The organism is Sphingomonas zeicaulis, assembly GCF_050433225.1.
GTDB classification, from domain to species: domain Bacteria; phylum Pseudomonadota; class Alphaproteobacteria; order Sphingomonadales; family Sphingomonadaceae; genus Sphingomonas_D; species Sphingomonas_D zeicaulis.
Genome location: NZ_JBNPXQ010000001.1, coordinates 1,506,805 through 1,521,589, shown reverse-complemented (window position 1 = coordinate 1,521,589; position 14,785 = coordinate 1,506,805). Strand labels below are relative to the sequence as shown.

Genomic DNA, 14,785 nt, shown 5'->3' with positions numbered 1-14,785 from the left:
GGCCCGTATCGAAGGGCATGCTCTGAGCCCGGCCCTTCGATACGCGTCTTCGACTTCGCTCAGCCGCTACTCAGGGCAAACGGATTGGGGGGCGCCAGCCACGACGAAAGGCAACCGGGCCGACATGAACCCTCGACAATCCCTCGCCCACATCGCGCTTGTCGTGCGTGACTATGACGAGGCGATTGCCTTCTATGTCGGCACGCTCGGCTTCACGCTCGTCGCCGACGAATATCAGCCCGAGCAGGACAAGCGCTGGGTTCTGGTCGCTCCCCCCGGCGCGGATGTCGCCGCCGGTGCCACGACCATTTTGCTGGCACGCGCATCGACGCAGGAACAGGCGCGCTTCATCGGCGATCAGGCGGGTGGCCGGGTTTTCCTGTTCCTGCGCACCGACGATTTCTGGCGCGATTATGAGGCGATGGTCGCCAAGGGTGTCGAGTTCGTCCGTCCGCCCAAGGATGCCGGCTATGGCACGGTCGCGGTGTTCCTCGATCTCTATGGCAATCGCTGGGATCTGATCCAGTTCGCCGAGGCTCAGTCCGGGTAGACCGCGCGGACGAAATAGAGCCCGTCCGACGGCGCGTTGAGCCCCAGTTCGTTGCGGTCGCGCGCCTCAAGCGCGGCCTTCACATCCGAACCGGCCCACCGCCCCTGGCCGACCAGCGCGAGGCAGCCGACCATCGAGCGCACCTGATGATGGAGGAAGGAACGCGCCGCCGCGACCACGATCACGCGGTCGTCTTCGCGGCTGACGTCGAGCCGGTCGAGCGACTTCAGCGGACTCTGCGCCTGGCAATGCACCGAACGGAAGGTGGTGAAGTCATGCAGGCCGACGAGGTGCTGCGCCGCCTCATGCATCGCCTCATGGTCGAGCGGCTGGGCGATGCGCCAGGCGAGGCCGGTCTCGAAGGTCAAAGGCGCGCGGCGATTGGCGATCACATAGCGATAGCGCCGGCCGATGCAGGAAAAGCGCGCATGCCAGTCTCCAGGCACGACCTCGCAGCCGAGGATCGCGACGGGGGCAGGGCGCAGCTTGGCGTTGAGCGCTTCCATCAGCCGGAACGGCGCGATCTCGCGGGCGATGTCGAGATGCGCCGCCATTGCGAGGCCGTGGACGCCGGCATCGGTGCGGCCGGCAGCGTGCAGCACAACCTGCTCGCCGGTCACCGCGAACGCGGCCTCCTCGATCGCCTGCTGCACGCTGGGGCCGTGCGCCTGCCGCTGCCAGCCCATGAACGGGCGGCCATCGAACTCGACGGTGAGGCGGAAGCGTGTCGTTGCCGCCGCTTCGCTCACGCCGCGCTCCGGCCGTTGAGCCGGGTGCCCGGCGGCAGGGCGAAGCCGCGCAACAATTCCTCGGGCGTCATCGCGCCGCGTCCGGCGCGCTGCACCTTCGCCGGCCGGATCGCGCTGTTGCCGCAGGCGATGGTCAGCGCATCATCGAGCACGGTGCCCGGCGCGCCGTTGCCTGCCACCGCTTCGGCACGGAACAGCCGCAACCGCTCGCCTTCATGCTCGCAAAAGGCGCCCGGTACGGGATCATAGGCCTGGATCTGGCGGACGACGGCAGCCGCATCGGCGGTGAAGTCGATCAGCGCCTCCGCCTTCTCGATCTTCTTCGCATAGGTCACGCCGTCGTTGGGCTGCGGGACCGGCACGTGCGCGCCGAGATCGGCCAGCACCGCGACCATCGCGGCGGCGCCGGATTGCGCGAGTTCATCGGTCAGTTCGCCGCCGGTCTTGGTGCCGATCGGTGTCGCCACGCGGGCGAAGACCGGTCCGGTGTCGAGGCCGGCCTCCATACCCATGATGCAGACGCCGGTCTCTTCATCGCCCGCCTCGATCGCGCGCACGATCGGGGCGGCACCGCGCCAGCGAGGCAGCAGCGAGGCATGAACGTTGAGGCAGCCGTGGCGCGGCGCGTCGAGCACCGCGCGCGGCAGGATCAGCCCATAGGCGGTGACGACCGCGACATCGAGGTCGAGCGCGGCGAAAGCGGCCTGCGCCTCGGCGTCGCGCAAGGTGAGCGGCGTCCGCACCTCGATGCCGAGCGCTTCGGCGCGGCGGTGGACCGGGGTGGGCGACAGCGCCTTGCCGCGTCCCGCACGGCGTGGCGGCTGGCTGTAGACGGCGATGACATCGTGTCCGGCCGCGAGCAGCGCGTCCAGCGTCGGTACGGCGAAGTCGGGAGTTCCCATGAAGGCGATACGCATGGCGGCGCTCTTATGCCTTTGGACGATCGCCGCCAACCGTCGCGTCGACGAGCGACCAGATCACGCGGAAGCCCGCGGCAGAGGTCTCGAAGGCCAGATCCGAGCCGTGCACGCGCGCCACCGCTGCGACCAGTGCCAGGCCCAGCCCCGTGCCGGACTGGCCGCTGTTTGGCGCGCGGAAGAAGCGTTCGGTGAGCCGCGGCAGATATTGCGGATCGACGCCCGGCCCATTGTCTTCGATCACCAGCCGCAAGGTCGCGCCGTAGCGTGCGGCACGGATCTGCACGGTACCGCCCGCTGGCGTATATTTGATCGCATTGTCGAGCAGGTTGGAGACCGCCTGGAAGATCAGGTCGCGATCGGCGACGGTGCCCAGACTGGCGTCGATCGCCGTCGAGAGCGCGATGTCGCGATCCTGCGCCTCGGGGCCATAGAACTCGACCGCATCGGCGAGCAGTTCGGCAAGGTCGAACGCCACATCATCACGCTGGTGCCGCCCCACCTCGATCCGTGCGATCCGCAGCAGCGCGTCGAACACCGATTGCAGCCGCGCCGCTTCCTGCGATGCTTCCTCCAGCAAGGCCTCGGCGGCCGGCGTGCCGGCGGGATGCGTGACTGCCAGATCCTCAAGATTGGCGCGCAGGCGGGCGAGGGGGGTACGCAGCTCATGCGCGATGCTGTCCGACACGCGATGCACCGATTCGACAAGCAGTTCGATCCGCGCGAGCATCAGGTTGAGCGTCGCGGCAAGCTGGTCGAAATCGTCGCCGGTGCCGCGGAGGGGTATTCGTTCGGACAGGTCGCCGCCGATCACGCGACGCGCTGTTGCGCTGACCGACTCCAATCGCCTGCCGATCGCGCGGCTCATCAGTACCCCGCCGATTAGCGCAAGGATCACCGTCATGCCAAGCATCGACACGGCGACGCGGGCGAGGCCGCGGCGGAGATCGTCGATCTTCTCGATGTCGCGCCCGACCGCGAGCACGGCGCCGTCCGGCAGGCGCCGGCCGAACATCAGCGCCATATGATCATCTTCCTCGCCGCCGCTGAAGATGTCCGCCTCGACCCGACGCCACCCCTTCAGATGGTGAGGGACGCTGGGAAGGTTGGTGGTGAGCACTTCGCCCGAGGCGGCGACCAGCACGTGATAGGCCTTGCGCTCGGCGATTTCGGTGGCGCGGGCGTGGAGCATGCGGATCACCGCCGCCTGTCCGTCGAGCGCGTAGAGCCCGGCGGCGCCGGAGGATTCGGCGAGGATATCCTGCTCGATCAGGCCCATCGGCCGGCGGATCGCCGCCCAGTGGGTCAGGGCCAGCAGCACCGCCACGGAGATGCAGAAGATCAGGGCATAGAGCAGCGCGAGCCGGGCGGAGAGGCTGCGAAGCCCGCTCGGCCAGCGCAGCATTTTCCGCTTCATTCGGGCTCGCGCAGCGAATAGCCGACGCCGCGGACGGTGTGGATCAGCGGCCTTTCGAAATCGCGGTCCACCTTCTGGCGCAACCGGCTGACATGCTGGTCTATGATGTTGGTCTGCGGATCGAAATGATATTCCCAAACGGTTTCGAGGAGCATCGATCGGGTGACGACACGACCAGCGTTGCGCGCTAGCTGCTCGAGGATACGGAACTCGCGCGCCGTGAGGTCGATGCGGGTGCCGCCACGGCGCACGACACGGCCCACGAGGTCGAGGCTGAGATCGCCGACGGACAATACGGCTTGCTCGACCGGCGCCGCGGTCGCACGGCGTCCCAGCGCTTCCACGCGCGCGATCAGTTCGGAAAGCGCAAAAGGCTTGGCGAGATAGTCGTCGCCGCCGGCGCGCAGCCCGCGCACCCGCTCGTCGACCTCGCTGAGTGCGCTGAGGATCAGCACGGGGGTCTGGTCCTCCGTGGCGCGAATCGTGCGCAATATGGTGAGGCCGTCCATGTCGGGCAGCATGCGATCGAGGATGATCACGTCGAAGCGTTCGGCCGCGGCGCGATAGAGCCCATCGCGGCCTTTGGCCTGATGATCGACGATATGGCCCAACTCGCGCAGTCCCTTGGCCACGTGTGAAGCAACACGTTCGTCATCCTCGATCAGAAGTATCTGCATCACCGGCACGACCTAATCGTCATCGTCATCAAGCGCCACCGTCAGCCGCTGCCCTGTCAGCGCGTCGAAGGTGACCTCGACGACGCCGGTGGGCGTTTCCACCTCCACTTCATAGATCGGCCGCCCATCATCCACCCTGAGCGTCGCATCATGGACGATGCGGCCCGGCTGGCGCTCGATCTGCTGCAGTATCGGCCCGAGCGCGCGCACCCGCCCGGCCTGCTTCATCCGGCTGCCGTCCAGCCACCGGCGATAAATACCGAGCAGCCTTGGCTTGGAAACGGCGATGATCTGGCCGGTGCGGGCATCGATCAGCACCTGGTGCAGCGTGTCGGTGCGGACGAGCTCGATCTCATAGACGAGCTTGCCGGACCGGGTTTCAAGTTCGCCGTCGATCGCGCGGCCAGCCATCTGACGTTCGGCTGTACCGATTGCGGCGGTCAGGCCCACCAGCCGGTCGGCGGCGTGGGCGGCGGCGGGGATCAGCAGCGCGCAGGCAAGCGCAAGAAGGCATCGGAGCACGGCATCTCCTTCACGCGGGATGGCGGGGGGCATCGAAATCAGCATCGGACCGGCGGCAGTTGGGTGCGCACGTACAGGGCCCCCTCACCATCGGGCACCGCAAGGGGGTGATAGCCACGCGAAAGGGCATAGCGGACAACGATTTCGTCGGGAGCGATGCGGAAGCGGCGGCTGCCGCGTTCATAACCGGTCAGGATTGCCGCTGGCGGGCAACGGTCCAACAGCAAAGGCAATGTTTCGGGAGTCGGCACGGCAAACACCAGCGCCCGCGCGCGATCGATAGTGGTGCCGCTGCGCAAGACGAAAGGGCCGGTGGCGGATAGTGGGTCGATAGGACGACCGCTGGCGATGGCATGTTCGGGCGAGAGCGTGAAGATCGCGCCATCGGCCCCGGCCAGCATTTTGCCCATCCAGCGCGCGTTGCGATCGATGTCGATGGGGCTCGGCCTGCCGCGCGCGAGGATGATCCCGTCCGCAACCAGCCCGCTGGCGAAGGACAGGCCGAGCAAGGCGACCACGGTTTGCCGGCCCTTTGTGCGGGACTGCCGTCGCATTTCAATCGCAAGGCCGAGCAGGACGAACAGCGGCGGCAGCATGGGCAGCAGATATTGCCGCTGCATCGGCGTTGGCAGCGCGGCGGCGATCAGGCCGGCAGCGAGCATCCAGTAGAGCCAGGATCGACGCAGATCGGTCGCTTCGGCGCGATGTCCGTCGAACGCGAAGAGTATGAGCGCGAGAAAAGCCACCAGCATCGGGCCGAGCGCGGCATAGCGAATCATGTCCAGCAATTTTCCGGCCAGCCCCAGCCGATGGTTGAGGCCATTCGCGCGATACCAGTCGAACGGCGCTTCGGCCCCGAACTCGAGCGTGCCGTAGACAAAGACCTGTGGCTGCGCGAGGAAACCGGCAAGCAGCGGCAACAGCCCGACCACACCGCCGATCGCGAAGGCGAGGATGATCGCAAAGGCGATCCGTCCCCGCACCGCCTGCCAGCAAAGAAACAGCCCTGCGATGGCCAATGGCGGCCCATAGGACAGCTTGGTGCTGCCGGCGAGCCCGAGCAGCAGCCCCGCAAGGGTCCACCAGCGCCAATCCGGACGGCGGCAACCAACCAGCCCGGCGGCGAGCGCCCCGGCCAGCAGCGCCATCGGCAGAATGTCGTTGCGAACGACCGACGCGGCAAACTGGAAAGGCTGGCAGGCGGCGGCAAGGAACAGCATCGCGATGGCGAAGCGCCGCGAGACGCCGGCCGCGGTGAGGCCCGCGTGCAGCAGCGCCAGCGCGCCCACGCCGAGCGCGGCATCGGCCAGCCGCAGCGCGACCAGCGTCGTACCCCCCGGTATAGCCACGGGCGCCATCAGCCAGGCGTGCAGCGGCGGTTGCAGCGACAGAAAGTCGCGGAAGATCAGATGCTCGGACGCAAGGACAGCGGCGGCGACATATTGGCTCTCGTCATGATTAACCGGTGCGACGAGCGCGCGCAGGCCGATCCACACGATCAATATGGCGTAGGCGATCGCTAGAACCGGCCATTTGCCGGCAGCCGACGCCTGCTTCATTTCCATCTAACGCGCACCCCTGACGAGCTTCAGACGTCACGCTCTGCCGCTTTCCGTCATCGAATCCAGTCGCAATACCGAACATTTGCAAATTCAAACGTTCGTCACATCGAAGCGTAAGATTAGCCGGCTAGCAGGCCAGCATGTTCGCCGCCCGCTTCGACAATCCGCAGCGTCTGCACGATGCCCGTCCGGCCAGCCGGAGGATTGCCCTGTTCATGTTCGATTTCGGGCTGACCGGCGTCGTTATCAATGCGGTCCGGATCGCCAATGCGCTGGTCACGCGCGGAAATGACGTGACGATGCTGGTCTGCCGAAACGTCGGGGAAGGGCGGCACGCGCTCGATCCGCGCGTTCACATCGCCCTGGTTCCTGGCCCGCTGCTGCGGGCGAAGCGCGGTGTCGCGCTGGCGGCGGCGGTGCCCGATCTGCGCCGCGCGCTCAAGGCGCTGCAGCCGTCGGTGCTGCTCTCGGTCGGCAACCATGGTCATCTCGCAGCGCTGATCGCGTCGCAGGGGCTGCCGGGCACGCGCCGCGTGCTGCGGATCAGCAACGAGCCGGACCATCCGGGTGACGGCCGCATCAAGCGCGCGATGCGCCGCGCTTGCCAGAAGGCGATGATCGATCGCGCCGACCAACTTCTCCTCGTTTCACCGCATCTGGCGCGCACCGCCGTTCTCCAGCGCGCGCGAACGGAGGGCAGGGCGGCGATCACGCCGAACGGGGTCGACACGCAGGCCGTTCAGGCTCGCGCGCAGGCGCCCTGCGAGCATCGCTGGATTGCGAGCAACCGACCCTACGTGGTCACTGTCGGCCGCCTTGCGCGGCAGAAGAATCATCGCCGGCTGCTCGAAGCGCTGGCGATCGCCAATCGTACACGTGACATCGGCCTGATGATCGTCGGCGGCGGCAGCGTGGACGCCTTCGCGGCGCTGCACGCGCAGGCGAACGAACTCGGCATCGCCGATCGCGTCGAACTGGTGGGTGAGGTTGCCAATCCGCTGCCTTATGTGCGGGCTGCGCGTGCCTTCGTGCTCCCTTCGCTGTGGGAGGGATTCTCCAACGCGCTGCTTGAGGCGCTCGCCTGCGGCACGCCGATCGTCGCCTCGACCACCGCCGGTTCCGCACCGGACGTGCTGGCGAACGGGCGCTATGGTCTGCTCGTCGAACCGCACGACGTTAACGCAATGGCCGCCGCGATCCTGCGGCAATCAAGCGCGAACGCGATCCGACCCGGCGAGCGTGCGCTCGACTTCGAGGCGGGCAAGGCTATCGTCCGCGTCTGTCTGGCAATGGAACAGGGCCCGCGCACCGAGGCGCAGCCCTTCCCCTTTCCGGGACACGAGGCGGACGTCGTCACTGTCTGAACGCTGCGCCGCTTGGCAGGACGCCCCGCAAGCCCCTATCTGGGCGCGATGGCTTCGAAGGAAATCGAAACGCTGGTGCAGGCGCTGTCGCGTTTGCCCGGGCTCGGCCCGCGCTCGGCGCGGCGCGCGGTGCTGCACCTGCTGAAGAAGCGGGAAGGGGCGATGGCGCCGTTGCTCAGCGCGCTGCGGGCGGTGGACGAGAATCTCGCGACCTGTGGGCTGTGCGGTAATGTCGACACCACCGATCCGTGCGCAATCTGCGCGGACCCTCGGCGCGACGCGCGCATGCTGTGCGTGGTCGAGGACGTGCCCGACCTCTGGGCGCTCGATCGATCGCGGCTGTTTCCTGGGCGCTTCCACGTTCTCGGCGGGCGGCTCTCCGCGCTCGACGGGGTGCGGCCCGAGGATCTGACGATCGACCGGTTGGTCTCGCGGATTGCCGCAGGTGGAATCGACGAAGTCGTGCTGGCAATGAATGCGACACTGGAGGGTCAGACCACCGCGCATTATGTCGCCGAGCGGATCGAGCGCTTTCCGGTGCGGCTGACCCAACTCGCCCATGGCCTACCGGTGGGCGGTGAACTCGATTATCTCGACGAGGGCACCTTGGCACAGGCTTTGCGCGCGCGACGCCCGGTCAGTTGACTTTCGGCGGGAAAATCATACCTCGCACGCCATGGCCATTCTTCCGATCATCGAGACGCCCGATCCGCGTCTGCGCACCAAGTCGATTCCAGTGGAGACGTTCGACGACGATCTGCAGCGCCTGATCGATGACATGTTCGAGACGATGTACGACGCGCCCGGCATCGGCCTCGCAGCGATCCAGGTGGGGGTGCCCCACCGCCTGCTGGTGATCGACCTGCAGGAGCCCGAGGAAGAGGGCGGCGAAAGCGTGCGCAAGCCCCTGGTCTTCATCAATCCCGAGATCCTCGAGACTTCGGTCGATACCAAGCCCTACAACGAAGGCTGTCTCTCCGTGCCGGAACAGTTCGCGGAGGTTCAGCGCCCTTCGATGGTGCGCGCGAAGTGGCTCGACCGTGAGGGCAAACCGCATGAGGAAACAATCGAGGGGCTGCTCGCAGTGTGCCTGCAGCATGAGATGGATCATCTCGAAGGCGTGCTGTTCATCGACCACCTCTCGCGCCTGAAGCGGGACATGGTGCTCAAGAAGCTCGCGAAGATGCGCAAGGCGGCCTGATCGCACTCGATCGGTCGGCGTCCATTGACCGAGCAGGAACCCATCCGCACGGCAAGCATTTGTCTGCTTCACGCCATGACGGAGGGCAAAAGCCAATGACCAGCCTTCTGTGGCTTCGGCAGGATCTGCGGCTGGCCGATCAGCCCGCTTATGTGGCTGCGGCGCACGACGGCCCTGTCGTTCCCGTCTATGTTCTTGACGATGATCGGCCCGGGGACTGGGCGATCGGCGGTGCGCAGCGCTGGTGGCTGCATCACAGCCTCGAAGCGCTTGGCGCTGCTTTCGAGGCAAAGGGGATCTCGCTGATCCTGCGGCGCGGCGATGCGGTCGCTGAGGTGCTGAAAGTCGCGCACGCGGTCGGTGCGGAACGGGTCCACGCCATTCGCCATTTTGAGCCCTGGTGGCAGCGCGCCGAAAGCGAGCTCGAAGGTGAAATCGATCTCTGTCTTCATGACGGCAACCACCTCGCGCCGCCCGCTTGTGTATTGACGGGCGCGGGCGGGCGCTTCCGGATGTTCACGCCGTTCTGGCGCGCGCTTCACCGCCAGATGCCGCCAGCAACGCCGGTGCACGCGCCGACGCAGGTGAAGGGACATAGTGGCAAGGTAGCCAGCGACGCCTTGGCCGACTGGAATTTGCTACCGTCCGAGCCCGATTGGGCGGGCGCATTCGGCAAGGATTGGTCACCGGGCGAGGCGGGTGCGCGTGCGACTCTCGATCATTTCCTGCCCGAGGTTGGCGATTATGACGAGGCGCGCAACCTGCCCTCTGTCGAAGGTAGCTCTCGGCTATCGCCGCATCTTCATTTCGGCGAGATCTCGCCTGCCACGGTATGGCATCGGATCGGCAAAGCCGGCGGTTCCGGCGAGGCCTTCCTCCGCGAACTCGGTTGGCGGGATTTTGCCGCCAACCTGATCGACCAGTTTCCGGACTATGGCCGCCGCAACGGCCGCGACGGCTTCGATGCGTTCGCATGGCGGAAGGGCAAGGCCGCAGACCGCGATTTCGCCGCCTGGACAAAGGGGCGCACCGGTTACCCGATCGTCGATGCCGGAATGCGCCAGCTGTGGACGACCGGCTGGATGCACAATCGGGTGCGGATGATCGCCGCCTCCTTCCTCATCAAGCATCTGCTGATCGACTGGCGGCGCGGCGAGCGCTGGTTCTGGGATACGCTGGTCGACGCCGATTATGGCAACAACAGCGTCAACTGGCAGTGGGTGGCGGGTACCGGCGTCGATTCCAACATGTTCGTGCGAATCATGGCGCCGCTGACCCAGTCCGCGAAGTTCGATGCGGCCGATTATATCCGGGAGTGGGTGCCTGAACTGGCCGGGCTTTCCGACGCCGACATTCATGATCCGTGGATGAATGGCTGCGCGCCGAAGGATTATGCCGAGCCGCTGATCGGCCATCGCCAGGCCAGGGAACGCGCGCTTGCTGCCTATCGGCAGATGAAGATCGACGGCTAGCGCTCGACCAGGCCGTCCCCGCCAAGCTTGTGCGCACGCATGTCGTTGCCGCTGATCCGCTTCATGTCGCGCTGTACCGCATCGGAAAGCTGCTGCATCCGCTGCGCATCGTTCCGCCGCAGCCGTTCCTCCTCCAGCCACAGTGCCGCGGTCTGGAGGCGGATTTCGGCCTGCTCCTGTCGTTCCGCATCGCCCTTGCGCTTCATCGGGCCCTCATTCAGCTGCTTGTTGACCTGTGCGAGCAGACCTTTCTGGCCTTCGATCGTCAGCGCCTCGCCATTGGCCAGTTCCCACGCCAGTCCAAACAGCAGCACGTTGGCGCCGGCGAGGCTGTTGGTCGGCAGGCCGAGTGCTTCCAGCTTGCGATCGGCGATGTCAGCGGCCGCGCCCGAACGAAAGAAGTCCTCGGCATCAGTTAGCGCGAAATCCAGCGAGAAGAGGCGACGGTGATTGTCCGCGAGTTGCCGCGCCACTCGCCTGCGAATGCCGGCATTGGGCGCGTAGCCCAGTTGGCCGTCGTCCGGTGCGGCTTCAGATGCAGGTTCGATCTTCTCCGCCACCTTGAACCCGTTAGCAAAGAGCGCGCCGAACGCTTGCACCTCGGGCTGTTCGGCATCGGCCGAGGCATCGTTGTTGGTTGGATTGCCGGAACAAGCTGCGAGCAGAAGGGCGGTCATTAGGCCCGGGCCACTTCGTCGGATCAAAAAGGCTCGCATCTCCAACGATGATGCATCTGCTGGAGATGGGCGAAAGCGGGAAAGGCGTTGTTTTACGGCGACTTGAGCCGTTGGCGGGACTGATAGAGCCCCGTTGTGATTTCTGCCATCGCATCTTCAGCGCGGACGAGGTGAAGTCGCCTGACCTGCAAGGAGGACGAACCATGCCCCGGATTACGATGGCACTGGCCTTGGCGATCACGGTGATCGCGGCCCCTGCGACGGCGCAGATGGTCGACGTTCCGATCTGGAGCAACGGCATTCTCGGGCAGCAGGCGCTGCGCAACACCTATGATAACTATAATCGCGAAAACGGCATCGACGACGACGGCAAGGCGAAATCCGCGCCGAAATGTTCGGCGGAGGCACTGCCGGCCGCGGATCGGAAGCGGATGGAAGCCGAATATATGCGGCGCCTGCGCACGGATGGGAAGGAAAGCGCAGACGCCTGGGTTCGCGAACAGGGCAAGCGCTTTCACATGAAGCTCGTCGCCGATGGCGTCTGCCCGCCGCCGAAGGGTGGCAAGCAGGTTGCCGAGGCCAAACCGCGCACGGGCAAGAAGCAGGTGCTCGGCAAGGATGGCAAGCCCTGCAAAAGAACACGCGTCGAGAACCGGGTGAGCCCCGGTTTCGGCGGTGAGGCGATGTCGATGGGTTTGGTCGTGGTCTGCGCCGATTGAACATCGCGCCTGTCATCTATCGGTGAAGCAACGCGTTTTTCGCCACATCGCGCTTTTCACGGCCGGTCGAATTGCTCTACCTGTTGCGCCACGCAAAGGGCTGAGCAACAATCAGTAACGATGGATACGGGGAAGGCAGCACGCGGGGATCATCTGCTGTCCGCCGATCGCGGCTATGCGATCGGTTCAGGCATCGTGTCGCGCCTGCTGGCACCGGGTTTTCGGCGGCTGCTCGACGCGATTGATCGCGGCTTGAGCGAAGGGCGGATCGAGGCAAGCTTCCCGGATGGCTCGCAGCGCATATTGGGTGGCCGCGGGCCGGGGCCAGTGGCGGTGGTCAGGATCGTGCGCTGGCGCGCGCTCGTTCGCTTGGCGACGTCCGGATCGGTCGGCTGGTATCGAGGCTGGGCGGATGGCGATTGGGAGAGCCCCGACCCGGTGCCGCTGTTCGATCTGTTCATGCGCAACCGCCGCAGCCTGGGCGAGACCGGCCGGTCGCGCGGGATCGCGCGGCTGCTCAACCGGCTGAACCACGCCCGGCGACGCAACGACACGGCCGGCGCGCGGCGCAACATCGAATTCCATTATGATCTGGGCAACGATTTCTATTCGCCGTGGCTAGATCGCACGATGACCTATTCGAGCGCCCTGTTCCAGGCGCCCTATGATGATGACGAACCGCTTGAGGTGGCGCAGCGCCGCAAGGTGCGGGCCTTGCTTGACCGGCTGGGAACGAAGCCGGGCGACCGGCTGCTTGAGATCGGCTGCGGCTGGGGAACCCTCGCCGCGATCGCGGCGGAGGATTATGGCCTGCGCGTCACCGGCATCACCTTGTCTGCCGAGCAGAAGACGCATGCCGAGGCGATGCTCGCGGCGCGGGGGCTTTCGGACCGGGTGACCATCGAACTGCGCGACTATCGCGACGTGCCGGGCAGCTATGATGCGGTCGCCAGCGTCGAGATGGTCGAGGCTGTCGGCATGGAATATTGGCCGGACTATGCACGCGCCATCGCCCGCGCACTGCGCCCCGGGGGCAAGGCGGGAATCCAGATGATCTCGATCGCCGAGGAGTCGTTCGAGAGCTATGCCGCCAACACCGATTTCATCCAGACCTATATCTTCCCCGGCGGCATGCTGATGTCCGAAGCCCGCTTCGCCGCGCTCGCCGCGGCCGAAGGGCTGCGCTTGGAGGATCGCACCGGTTTTGGCATCGACTATGCCGAGACGCTCAAGCGCTGGCGCGCCAGCTTCGATGCGGCGGCGGCTGCCGGCGAACTGCCGCGCGGCTTCGATCCGCGCTTCCTCGAGCTGTGGCGCTATTATCTGATGTATTGCGAAGGCGGCTTCCGCGGCGGCGGAATCGATGTCGCGCAGGTGACGTTGACTAAGGCATGACCGATATTTTCGCGCGGGTGCGCGCGGTTCCCGGTAGCCGCCTGTTGGACGCTGGCGTGCAGGTTCCGACAGTGGTTCCCGAACTGGTAGGAAGCAGCGTGGCGGAACGCGACGCGCGATTGTTCGCGCTCAACGGCCTCGCCGATCGCCTCGATCTGGCGGCGCTGCTCGCGGCGGCGCGTGCAGACGGCGCTGTGCTGGATCCCGTCATTCTTCTCTCAGAAACGCCGACATCACTCGATGCGGTGGCAAGCGGCATCATCAGCGACATCCATGCGCTGCGGCTGATCCGCGCGAGCGCCGAGCGCCCTCCAGCATTGCTCGCGGCGATGCTGTTCGCCGTCGATCCCGCGTGTCGTCGCGTTACGATCCACCGTCGGTCCGATGATGACCGGATCGCGCCGGGCCGCCTCCACGCCATCGGCGGTGCGCATGATCCGGACGGCGACCAACTCTTACTCCATCGCACTGCGGCTCGGGAGGCATTGGAAGAATCAGGCAACGCCTTGGCGGTCGATCCCCGCGGCTGCCTTACGCTGCTGATGAACGAGACCGCCTACAACACCAATGTCTGGATCACCTGCTTCGTCGGCGTGCTGGCAGACAGCGCGATCCCGATCCCGGTGACACCCGAGGGGCAGATCAGCTGGTATGGATTCGACGAGTTGCCCGCGCTGTTCGCGCGCCCGATCGACGACTGGGTTCCGTCCGGCCGCCAGGCGCTGCTGGCGTGGCTGATCGCGGGGATGCCGGCGGGGCCGCTAAACGCGGGAGCCACGGCGCTTTCAGGCCGGGATTGGGAAGATCTGCGCGACCGCTGCCTGGCTGCCGCGCAGCTCTGATCACCCGACGCGGATGCGGTGCCCCGTCTCGAAATCCTGCGCAACAAGCGCGGCGATCGCGTCGGCCACGACCTCGGGGCTCTTCAAGGTCGACTGGTCTTCGCCTGGGAATGCGCGCGCACGCATCTTGGTGGCGGTGGCGCCCGGATCGACGATCGCGACGCGGACGTTGCCCACCTGCTTGCGCTCTGCCGCATAGGTCAGCAGCAGATTGTCGAGCGCCGCCTTCGACGCGCCATAGGCGCCCCAGAATGCGGTCGGCACGGCACCGACTCGCGAGGTGAGGGCGATCACGCGGGGGGTGTCGCTCTTGCGCAGTAGCGGATCGAACGCCGCGAGCAGCGCCTGTTGCGCGCCGACGTTGAGCGTCAGCACCTTGGCGAGTTCCTTGGGATCGATATCGACCACCGGCGTCAAGGTACCGAGCATCGCCGCGTTGAGCACGAGCGTGTCGAGCTTGCCCCAGCGTTCGGTGACCGCCTGCGCGAGCCGGCCGATGCTGTCGCCGTCGATCAGGTCGAGCGGCGCGATCGTCGCCGAGCCGCCGGCCTGATGGATCCGCTCCTCGACTTCCTCCAGCCCTGCCGCGGTGCGCGCCGTGATCACGACATGCGCGCCGGCGGCGGCAAGCGCTTCCGCGGTCGCGGCGCCGATGCCGCGGCTCGCGCCGGTGACGAGGGCGATCCGCCCGTCGAGCGTCTTTTCGGTCATGTCTCGTCCG

16 protein-coding genes and 1 pseudogene are annotated in these 14,785 nt (G+C 66.4%); 9 read left to right on the top strand and 8 right to left on the bottom strand.

Annotated features, from left to right (window positions below; all coding sequences use genetic code 11):
• Window positions 1–124: 124 nt before the first annotated feature.
• A complete protein-coding gene (locus tag FHS96_RS07175) occupies window positions 125–550 on the top strand; it encodes a VOC family protein (protein ID WP_429588784.1) in 426 nt (141 codons plus the stop codon).
• On the opposite strand, the gene truA is transcribed toward FHS96_RS07175, so the two are convergent.
• From truA to FHS96_RS07145, 6 genes are read right to left on the bottom strand one after another with little or no spacing between them, the layout of a single operon-like run.
• Entirely contained in the window at window positions 538–1,299 is a 762-nt protein-coding gene (gene truA / locus FHS96_RS07170) for a tRNA pseudouridine(38-40) synthase TruA (RefSeq protein WP_429588783.1), read from the bottom strand. The two genes, FHS96_RS07175 and truA, sit on opposite strands and share 13 nt — an antisense overlap.
• On the bottom strand, window positions 1,296–2,216 hold the full coding sequence (gene fmt, locus FHS96_RS07165) for a methionyl-tRNA formyltransferase (RefSeq protein WP_429588782.1): 921 nt from the start codon (window positions 2,214–2,216) through the stop codon (window positions 1,296–1,298). The genes truA and fmt overlap by 4 nt, the downstream gene beginning before the upstream one ends.
• Window positions 2,217–2,226: 10 nt before the next feature.
• Complete coding sequence (locus FHS96_RS07160) at window positions 2,227–3,633, bottom strand: sensor histidine kinase (RefSeq protein WP_429588781.1); 1,407 nt, start codon at window positions 3,631–3,633, stop codon at window positions 2,227–2,229.
• The gene (locus FHS96_RS07155) at window positions 3,630–4,310 is read right to left on the bottom strand and encodes a winged helix-turn-helix domain-containing protein (protein ID WP_429588780.1); all 681 of its coding nucleotides are present in this window, start codon (window positions 4,308–4,310) and stop codon (window positions 3,630–3,632) included. Before FHS96_RS07155 ends, FHS96_RS07160 begins: the two co-directional genes overlap by 4 nt.
• 12 nt (window positions 4,311–4,322) lie before the next feature.
• The gene (locus FHS96_RS07150; RefSeq protein WP_429588779.1) at window positions 4,323–4,832 is read right to left on the bottom strand and encodes a PepSY domain-containing protein; all 510 of its coding nucleotides are present in this window, start codon (window positions 4,830–4,832) and stop codon (window positions 4,323–4,325) included.
• Window positions 4,833–4,870: 38 nt separating this feature from the next.
• Window positions 4,871–6,397: a glycosyltransferase family 39 protein gene (locus tag FHS96_RS07145; RefSeq protein WP_429588778.1), complete on the bottom strand. Its 1,527-nt coding sequence runs from the start codon at window positions 6,395–6,397 to the stop codon at window positions 4,871–4,873.
• 137 nt (window positions 6,398–6,534) lie between these two features.
• On the opposite strand from FHS96_RS07145, the gene FHS96_RS07140 reads away from it, so the two are divergent.
• From FHS96_RS07140 to FHS96_RS07120, 5 genes and pseudogenes are all read left to right on the top strand, one after another.
• Window positions 6,535–7,758: a glycosyltransferase gene (locus FHS96_RS07140; protein ID WP_429588777.1), complete on the top strand. Its 1,224-nt coding sequence runs from the start codon at window positions 6,535–6,537 to the stop codon at window positions 7,756–7,758.
• Between the two features lie 48 nt (window positions 7,759–7,806).
• The gene (gene recR, locus FHS96_RS07135) at window positions 7,807–8,403 is read left to right on the top strand and encodes a recombination mediator RecR (protein WP_429589675.1); all 597 of its coding nucleotides are present in this window, start codon (window positions 7,807–7,809) and stop codon (window positions 8,401–8,403) included.
• A gap of 31 nt (window positions 8,404–8,434) precedes the next feature.
• Window positions 8,435–8,959 carry a peptide deformylase gene (gene def, locus FHS96_RS07130; protein WP_429588776.1) on the top strand — a complete coding sequence of 175 codons (525 nt, stop codon included), beginning with the start codon at window positions 8,435–8,437 and terminating at the stop codon, window positions 8,957–8,959.
• A gap of 95 nt (window positions 8,960–9,054) precedes the next feature.
• Window positions 9,055–9,465, top strand: a pseudogene (locus FHS96_RS07125) (deoxyribodipyrimidine photo-lyase); the annotation flags it as partial.
• 6 nt (window positions 9,466–9,471) lie between these two features.
• On the top strand, window positions 9,472–10,431 hold the full coding sequence (locus tag FHS96_RS07120; RefSeq protein WP_429589672.1) for a cryptochrome/photolyase family protein: 960 nt from the start codon (window positions 9,472–9,474) through the stop codon (window positions 10,429–10,431).
• Here the strand turns inward: FHS96_RS07120 and FHS96_RS07115 are convergent.
• Complete coding sequence (locus FHS96_RS07115) at window positions 10,428–11,108, bottom strand: hypothetical protein (protein WP_429588775.1); 681 nt, start codon at window positions 11,106–11,108, stop codon at window positions 10,428–10,430. The genes FHS96_RS07120 and FHS96_RS07115 overlap by 4 nt on opposite strands.
• A gap of 47 nt (window positions 11,109–11,155) precedes the next feature.
• Here FHS96_RS07115 and FHS96_RS07110 point away from each other — a divergent pair, with 47 nt between their 5' ends.
• The 3 genes from FHS96_RS07110 to FHS96_RS07100 all read left to right on the top strand — a co-directional run bounded on the left by FHS96_RS07110 (window position 11,156) and on the right by FHS96_RS07100 (window position 14,064).
• A complete protein-coding gene (locus FHS96_RS07110) occupies window positions 11,156–11,827 on the top strand; it encodes a hypothetical protein (protein WP_429588774.1) in 672 nt (223 codons plus the stop codon).
• Between the two features lie 120 nt (window positions 11,828–11,947).
• Window positions 11,948–13,222, top strand: coding sequence for a class I SAM-dependent methyltransferase (locus FHS96_RS07105; protein ID WP_429588773.1), 1,275 nt, complete (start codon window positions 11,948–11,950; stop codon window positions 13,220–13,222).
• Window positions 13,219–14,064: an NUDIX hydrolase gene (locus FHS96_RS07100; RefSeq protein ID WP_429588772.1), complete on the top strand. Its 846-nt coding sequence runs from the start codon at window positions 13,219–13,221 to the stop codon at window positions 14,062–14,064. Before FHS96_RS07105 ends, FHS96_RS07100 begins: the two co-directional genes overlap by 4 nt.
• Here FHS96_RS07100 and FHS96_RS07095 read toward each other — a convergent pair whose 3' ends face one another.
• Window positions 14,065–14,775, bottom strand: coding sequence for an SDR family NAD(P)-dependent oxidoreductase (locus tag FHS96_RS07095; protein WP_429588771.1), 711 nt, complete (start codon window positions 14,773–14,775; stop codon window positions 14,065–14,067). It abuts the gene before it with no gap.
• Between the last annotated feature and the right edge of the window lie 10 nt (window positions 14,776–14,785).